Source organism: Neoroseomonas rubea (assembly GCF_016106015.1).
Taxonomy (GTDB): Bacteria; Pseudomonadota; Alphaproteobacteria; order Acetobacterales; family Acetobacteraceae; genus Neoroseomonas; species Neoroseomonas rubea.
Genome location: NZ_JACADQ010000199.1, coordinates 1 through 7,328 on the forward strand (window position 1 = coordinate 1; position 7,328 = coordinate 7,328).

At 69.0% G+C, this 7,328-nt stretch carries 6 protein-coding genes; 3 read left to right on the plus strand and 3 right to left on the minus strand.

All coding sequences use genetic code 11. The features are described 5' to 3' along the window. Positions 1-1,065 (minus strand): acetoin utilization protein AcuC (locus HW577_RS16725; RefSeq protein WP_198377285.1); only part of this gene is annotated, 1,065 nt, incomplete at its 3' end. 140 nt (positions 1,066-1,205) lie between these two features. Between HW577_RS16725 and HW577_RS16730 the strand changes: the two genes are divergently transcribed. After that, positions 1,206-2,618: an ATP-binding protein gene (locus HW577_RS16730; protein ID WP_198377286.1), complete on the plus strand. Its 1,413-nt coding sequence runs from the start codon at positions 1,206-1,208 to the stop codon at positions 2,616-2,618. Positions 2,619-2,674: 56 nt separating this feature from the next. Here HW577_RS16730 and prpB read toward each other — a convergent pair whose 3' ends face one another. Continuing rightward, entirely contained in the window at positions 2,675-3,595 is a 921-nt protein-coding gene (prpB, locus tag HW577_RS16735) for a methylisocitrate lyase (RefSeq protein ID WP_198377287.1), read from the minus strand. A 233-nt stretch (positions 3,596-3,828) separates the two neighbouring features. On the opposite strand from prpB, the gene HW577_RS16740 reads away from it, so the two are divergent. Further along, positions 3,829-5,211, plus strand: coding sequence for an FAD-binding oxidoreductase (locus HW577_RS16740; protein ID WP_232475004.1), 1,383 nt, complete (start codon positions 3,829-3,831; stop codon positions 5,209-5,211). Positions 5,212-5,238: 27 nt separating this feature from the next. Here the strand turns inward: HW577_RS16740 and HW577_RS16745 are convergent, their stop codons facing one another. After that, positions 5,239-6,651 (minus strand): sodium:proton antiporter, encoded by a 1,413-nt coding sequence (locus HW577_RS16745; RefSeq protein ID WP_198377289.1) that lies wholly within the window; start codon positions 6,649-6,651, stop codon positions 5,239-5,241. Between the two features lie 150 nt (positions 6,652-6,801). Here HW577_RS16745 and HW577_RS16750 point away from each other — a divergent pair. Further along, a partial coding sequence (locus HW577_RS16750) for an SRPBCC family protein (protein ID WP_198377290.1) occupies positions 6,802-7,328 on the plus strand: 527 nt, incomplete at its 3' end.

Below are 7,328 nucleotides of genomic sequence, written 5' to 3' on the forward strand. Positions count from 1 at the left end.
CACGGCGCGCACCACGCCGGGGCGCGGGGCGTCGGCCAGGGTGGTGAACCAATGCTCGGGCGGGTTGCGCCCCGCGGCGCGGTGGAAGGTCAGGCCGCGCAGCACCGCCTCGGCCGCCGGCGGCAGGCGGTCGGGCGGCGCATGGCCGTTCAGCGCCCCCCAGACCCCGGCCCAGCAGCGCGCGACCGACCACGGGTTGTAGCCCCCGCCGCCGAGGATGATCAGCCGCGGCGCGAGCCCCGTCAGTGCCGCGACCACCGCGCGGTGGGCGTTGTTGGACAACGACAGGCGCGAGAGCGGGTCCTCCTCGATCGCATCCGCCCCGCATTGGAGCATGATGGCCTGGGGACGAAGGCGGCGCGTCAGCGGCAGGATCGCCTCGTGCAGCACCCACATCATCTCGGAATCGTTGAAGCCGGCGGGGACGGGAATGTTGCGCGCATGGCCCCCGGCCCGGTCCTCGACGCCGCCGGTGAAGGGCCAGCGCCCTTCCTCATGTACGGAAAGCGTGAAGACGCGCGGGTCATCGTGGAAGGCGTCCTGCACCCCGTCGCCGTGATGGGCGTCGATGTCGACATAGAGGAGGTTCTGCAGCCCCTGGTCGAGCCAAGCCATGAGCCCGAGCACGGCATCGTTCAGGTAGCAGAAGCCGCTCGCCCTGTCCGGGCGGCCATGATGCGTGCCGCCGCCTGGGACGTGCACCACGCCGCGCTCCGCGGTCAGCCGGGCGGCGAGCATGGTGCCGCCGGCCCCCGTCGCCGGGCGGCGGAACACTTCCCGGTAGACGGGGTTGCCGTCGGCGCCGATGCGGAAGCGGGCGCGGTCCTCGTGCGAGACGGCCTGCGCGGCCTCGGCGCGTTGCAGGGCCGCGATGTAGTCGGGGTGGTGGAAGCGCAGCAGCTCCTCGGGCCGGGCGATCGGGCTCTCGACGTACTGCCCCTCCCCCACCCAGCCGAGGGCGCGGACCAGGTCGAGCGTGGTCGAGACGCGGGGGATGGCGAGCGGGTGCTTCGGCCCATAGGTGGACCGGCGATAGATCTCGGAGCCGACCAGGAGCGGTGTCATGGTTGGCGGGGACGTGATGCCGGCTTCCGGCGCCGCAAGATGTCGCGGTAATGGACCATTAACCGTTGCGCGATTAGCGTTCTCTTAACGATTGCGAGTCCGAGCGGCGCGTCCCGCCGACCCGCCTCCGGAGGTGTACCTTGCGCTTCAGCGATCTTCTCGTCGCGCTCGACCTCGTCCCCCGCAACCAGGTGGACGAGACCCTTGCGCGCCAAGCCCAGACCGGGCGGCCGCTCGGCGAGCTGATCGTCGAGGCGGGTCTGCTGTCGGCCCGCCAGGTGCAGGAACTGCAGGACGGGCTGCCACCACCGCCCGATACGCTGCCGCAGCTCGGCATCGATTCCCGCATCGTCTTCGACATCCTGGTGAAGTACCTGAGCACGGCAGGCCAGGGCACCACCGCTTCGATCGCCGAGACGCTGGCGATCTCCCGTCGCCTGTCCGCCGCGCTGATCGAGAGCGCCCGCGCCCAGGGGATCGTCGAGCTCAAGCCCGGCATCGTCGCCGGCGAACTGCGCGTGGAACTGACGCCGCGCGGCCGATCGATGGCGGTCGAGGCCTTCGCCAACAACGCCTATATCGGCCCGCTGCCGATCTCGCTCGCGGAGTACTCCCAGCGCGTGCTGCGCCAGACCATCCGGGGGGAGACCGTGACGGCGCAGGCGGTCGCTTCCGCCATGCAGCCGCTGGTGGTGGGAGAGGAACTGCTCGCCAAGGTCGGCATCGCCGCGAATGCCGGTCGTTCCATCCTGCTCTACGGCGCGCCGGGCAACGGCAAGACCTCGATCGCCGAGCGCATGGTGAAGGTGTTCGGCGCGATGGTGCTCGTGCCCCACTGCTTCGAGGTGGGCGGGCAGATCGTGAAGGTCTTCGACCCTTCGGTGCATCGCCGGCTCGGCCTGCGCAACGACCGGCCGGTCGCGGCCAGCCTGCTCGCCGACGAGTTCGACCCGCGCTGGGTGCCCTGCCGCCGGCCCTTCGTCGCCGCGGGCGGCGAGCTCAGCCTCGACATGCTGGACTTGAAGTTCGAGGAGACGGCGCGCTTCTACGAGGCGCCGCTGCACGTCAAGGCGATGAACGGCGTTCTGCTGATCGACGATTTCGGCCGCCAGCTCGTCCGCCCCGAGGCGCTGCTGAACCGCTGGGTCGTGCCGATGGACCGGCGGATCGACTTCCTGAAGCTGCACACCGGGCAGTCCTTCCAGATTCCCTTCGACCAGCTGCTGGTGTTCTCGACCAACCTCTCGCCGCGGGACCTGATGGACCCGGCCTTCCTCCGCCGCCTGCCCTACAAGATCCACGTCGCGGGGCCGAGCGTGGAGGATTTCGCGGGCCTGCTGCACGCCAATGCCGATCAGCACGGCGTCGAGTATCCGGAAGCCGCGATCATCTGGACGATCGAGGCGATACAGCGGCACGGGACGATGCTCGCCTATTATCAGGCGACGGAAATCCCGCAGCAGATCGCGGATTTCTGCCGCTTCCTTGGCCGGCCGCCCGTCGCCGACGAGTCCACGATCGGCTTCGCGCTGGGCAACCTGCTCGTGCGCTGATCCCGACTGCGCGAAGCATGAGACTTCGCGCGGTCGGTATGAGGGGCCGGCCCCCCTCAGCCCTGCGGCATGCCTTCGGGGACGATGGTGCGGATCAGGCTCTGATCCAGCGCCTCATACGCGTGGTAGCCAATGGTCTCGTAGAGCTGCGCGCGGGTCTGCATCCGCCCGACCATGTTCTGCGTGCCGCCATCGGCGCGGATGGCGACGTAAAGATCCTCCATCGCGCGCGCGGCGATGCGCAGGTGGCTGACCGGCCAGATCACCATGGCGTAGCCCATCTCCTGGAACTCGGCCGCCGTGAAGAAGGGCGTGCGGCCGAACTCAGTCATGTTCGCGAGCAGCTTCACGCCCGGCATGCGGCGGGCGAATTCGACGAACATCTCCCGCGTCGTCAGCGCCTCGGGGAAGATCGCGTCGGCGCCGGCATCGAGGTAGCGGCGCGCGCGGTCGACGGCCGCGTCCATCCCCTCGCTCGCCACCGCATCGGTGCGGGCGATGACGACGAGGTGGCGCCGGGCCTTGCGCGCGGCGGCGACCTTGGCCGCCATCTCATCCACGCCGGCGAGCTTCTTGTCATTCAGGTGCCCGCACTTCTTGGGCAGCAGCTGGTCCTCGAGATGCACCGCGCCCGCGCCCGCTTCCTCGAAGGTGCGGACCATGTGCATGACGTTCAGCGCCTCGCCATACCCCGTGTCCCCATCGACCAGCACCGGCAGGCCACTGGCGCGCACCACCTGGCGGATATGCCAGGCGACGTCGTCGACCGTGATCATGCCGAGATCGGGCAGTCCCATGGTCGCGGACATCGCGGCACCGGACATGTACAGCGCCGGGAAGCCCTGCTTCTTCGCCAGCAGCGCGGCGATGCCGAGATGCGCGCCGGGCATCTGGAGGATCTCCGGCCGGTCGAGCAGGCGGCGGAAGCGCAGGCCCGCGGGTTCATCGGGCAGGTCGTCGGCGATGATGTAGGGCATGCGGGGTTCTTCCGTGGCTTGCTGGGCGCAGCCTAGTCCGGAAGGCAAGGCATGCAAGCCCGGCCCGCTTCGGTTGCCCGTGACAGCAAGACTTCGGAGTTTCTTTCCCGAAAGCCGCGCCGATCCAGCATGATGGCGACGAATTCAAGACCGCCTCGCGGAGCCTTGTCGTGGCTATGCGTCAGCCGAACCTGACCCGTCGGAACCTGCCAGCGCTGCTCGTCGCAGGCCCCATGCCTGTCGCCGCCACGCAGCCGGCGATAGTTCTCAACGATGCAAGCAGGTTGAGCGCGACGCCCGTGTTCAGGTACTGGTCGGCCGACGCCTCGAACGAGGCTGCGTTTCTCGCGCGACTGCGTGCGGAATTACGGGATGCGGCGGGGCAGCGTCGGCCGGTCGCAGTGGGCGCAGCCCGGCATTCCATGGGTGCGCAGTCCCTCCCGCGCGACGGCACGGCCATCAGCATGCGCGGCGCACGCCTCGACATCGATCGCGCGGCACGGACCTGCCGCGTGCACGCCGGCACGCGCTGGTCGTCGGTGATTCGGCGGCTGGACACGGAGGGCCTGTCACCGCTGGTCATGCAGTCGAACAACGACTTCGGTGTCGGCGCCACGCTGTGCGTGAACGCGCATGGCTGGCCAACGCCGCATGGCCCCTTCGGCTCCACGGTCGTCGCATTCCGCATAATGCTGGCCGATGGCACCGTGGTGGAGTGCAGCCCGACCCGCAACGCCGACCTGTTCCGACTGGCGATCGGCGGTTATGGCCTGATCGGCATCGTCCTCGATGTGGAGGTGCGCCTGGCGGCCAACGCCATGCTGCAGCCGCTGCAGGAAGTGATGCCAGCCGATGCCTTCGCGCCACGCTTCATCGCCATGGCGAACGACCCGACGGTCGGCATGATCTACGGTCGAATGAACGTCAGCCGTGCGGACATGTTCACCGAGGCGCTGCTGGTCAGCTATCGCGCCGCCCCGGCACCGCGCAACGGACTGCCACCGGTGGCACAGGGCGGCATGATGGTTCAGGTGGCGCGCAGCATCTATCGCGCGCAGATCGGCTCAGAAGCTGCCAAGAGGCGGCGCTGGCTCGCGGAGAAGCGGCTCGTGCCAGCCCTCGGCACAGGCATGGCGACCCGCAACCGCCTGATGAACGAGCCGGCGGCGAGCCTCGCCGGCCGTGACCCGCGGCGCACGGACATCCTGCACGAGTATTTCCTGCCCGCACCACGCTTCGGCGATTTCCTCGCCGGTTGCCGCACGCTCATCCCGCCGGCGAAGGCCGAGTTCCTCAATGTCACGCTGCGCCACGTACTACGCGACAACCTTAGCCTGCTCGCCTACGCCCGGTCGGACTGCATCGCTGCAGTGCTGTCCTTTTCGCAGGAGATGTCCGCCGAAGGCGAGGCGGACATGGTCCGCCTCACGCAGGCGCTGACGGACATGGTACTCGGTCTCGGCGGCAGCTTCTACCTTCCCTACCGGCGCCACGCGCGGCCTGACCAGTTCGCGCGCGCCTATCCGCGAGCGGACGAATTCCGTCACGCCAAGCGCACGCATGACCCGCATCTGCTGTTCCGGAACGCCCTGTGGGATAGCTATCTTGGGACCTGAAAGCCAGCAGCGTGGCAACTGCGCCGATCAGAAGAAGATCAGCGTCACCAGCACGAACAGCGGCACCAGGAACACCACCGCCCAGCCGACATAGCCGAAGAAGGAGGGCATCCGCTCCCCGTTCTCCTCCACGATCGCCTTGACCATGAAGTTGGGCGCGTTGCCGATGTAGGAGTTGGCCCCCATGAACACCGCGCCGCAGGAAATCGCGGCCAGCGTCAGCGCCCCCTGCGTCATCAAATAGGCCGGGTCGCCGCCGGCGAGGTTGAAGAACACCAGGTAGGTCGGCGCGTTGTCGAGGAACGACGACAGCACCCCGGTCAGCCAGAAATAGACCCAGGGCACGGGCTGGCCGGCAGCGTCGGAGGTCAGCGCCACGAGCGGCGCCGCCGGCCCGTCCATCCCGGCGCGCAGGATCGCGAGCACCGGCGCCATGGTCACGAAGATCGCCGCGAATAGCTTCGCCACTTCCAGGATCGCCCCCCAGGCGAAGCCGTTCGCCTCCCGCAATTCGAGCGAGGTGAGGCGCATCGAGACGAAGGCGATGGCGACGAAAACGGCGACGCCGACCAAGCGCTCGAGACCGATCTTGTCGCCGAACAGCGCGACATCGCCCGGCCGCCAATAGCCCTGCGCCAGCACCATCAGCACCACCGCGCCGATCAGGGCGAGGTTCACCGTGCCCTCGAGCCGAAGCGGCTCCTTGGCGCCGGTGTCCGGCACCACCGGCTTCTCCTTCGCCCAGGCCCAGCTGTCGAGCACGTAGTAGACCGCGAGCAGGATGATCGCGCAGACGAGGAATTCCCCGAACAGGTGCGAGGTCGTCCAGAAGAAGGACACGCCCTTGAGGAAGCCGAGATAGAGCGGCGGATCGCCAAGCGGCGTCAGCGACCCGCCGATGTTGCTGACCAGGAAGATGAAGAAGACGAAGGTGTGCGTCTTGCGCTTGCGGAAGGCGTTGGCGCGCAGCACCGGGCGGATCAGCAGCATCGAGGCGCCTGTCGTGCCCATGATGCTCGCGATCACCGTGCCGAAGGCGAGCAGCGCCGTATTCGCGGCCGGCGTGCCGACCAGCGTCCCCTTCAGCAGAACGCCGCCGCCTGTCACGTAGAGCGCAAGCAGTAGTGCGATGAAGGGGATGTATTCCTGGAGCATGATGTGCCAGACCTCGGAGGCTGCAACCTCCGGGCCGAACACTGCCGCGAAGGGCAGCACCAGCAGCGCCGCCCACCCCGCGGCGATCTTGCCGTAGTGATGGTGCCAGACATGGCCCGCGACGAGCGGCATCAGCGCGATCGACAGCAGCAGCCCGGCGAAGGGCAGACCCCAGGCGAGCGACATGCCTGCCCCCGAGACGCCCGCTGCCGCGGCCTCCGCCGGCGCGAGCGCACCGACCCCCGCGACGAGAAGGCCCGCACCGACGGCTCGACTGCGCAGCATCGTCCCGCTGTCCCCCTGCATGCCCAGGGGTCCCGGCCCCTGCCCTGTTGGGCTGTCCTTGCCGGATGCCGCACCGCATCACAAGGGGCGGCCCCCCTTTTCCACCCCCCTCCCCGGCCCTAGGTTGCGGCCCGGACAGGAGACCCACCGATGGACATGAGCGGCGAGCGCCGCATTCCCGCCCCGCGCCAGCGGGTATGGGAAGCGCTGAACGACCCCGAGATGCTGCGCGCGGCGATCCCCGGCTGCGAATCCGTCACCCGCACGGCCGAGGACGCCTTCGAGGCCAAGGTCTCGATCAAGATCGGGCCGATGGCCGCGAAGTTCGGCGGCAAGGTGAAGCTCGAGAACGTCAACCCGCCCGCCTCCTACACCATCACCGGGGAAGGCAATGGCGGCGCGATGGGCTTTGCCAAGGGCGGCGCGGACGTGGCGCTCGAGGAAGTCGGCCCCGAGGAGACGCTGCTGCGCTACACGGTCAAGGCACAGGTCGGCGGCAAGATGGCGCAGCTTGGCGCGCGGCTGATCGACAGCACCGCCAAACAGATGTCCGACCAGTTCTTCGACCGCTTCGCCGCGGCCGTCGCCCCGCCGCCGCCGGCCGAGATCCCAGCCGCCGCCGAAGCCGCGGCGCGCGCGAGGTCCGAAGAGCACACGTCTCAACACCAGTCACACCT

Excerpts from the sequence above, each read along its gene's own strand:
- prpB (WP_198377287.1), bottom strand. The coding sequence starts at position 3,595 with ATGCCCTACATCATCGCCGACGACCTGCCCGATGAACCCGCGGGCCTG.
- HW577_RS16740 (WP_232475004.1), top strand. The coding sequence starts at position 3,829 with ATGCCTGTCGCCGCCACGCAGCCGGCGATAGTTCTCAACGATGCAAGC.
- HW577_RS16745 (WP_198377289.1), bottom strand. The coding sequence starts at position 6,651 with ATGCTGCGCAGTCGAGCCGTCGGTGCGGGCCTTCTCGTCGCGGGGGTC.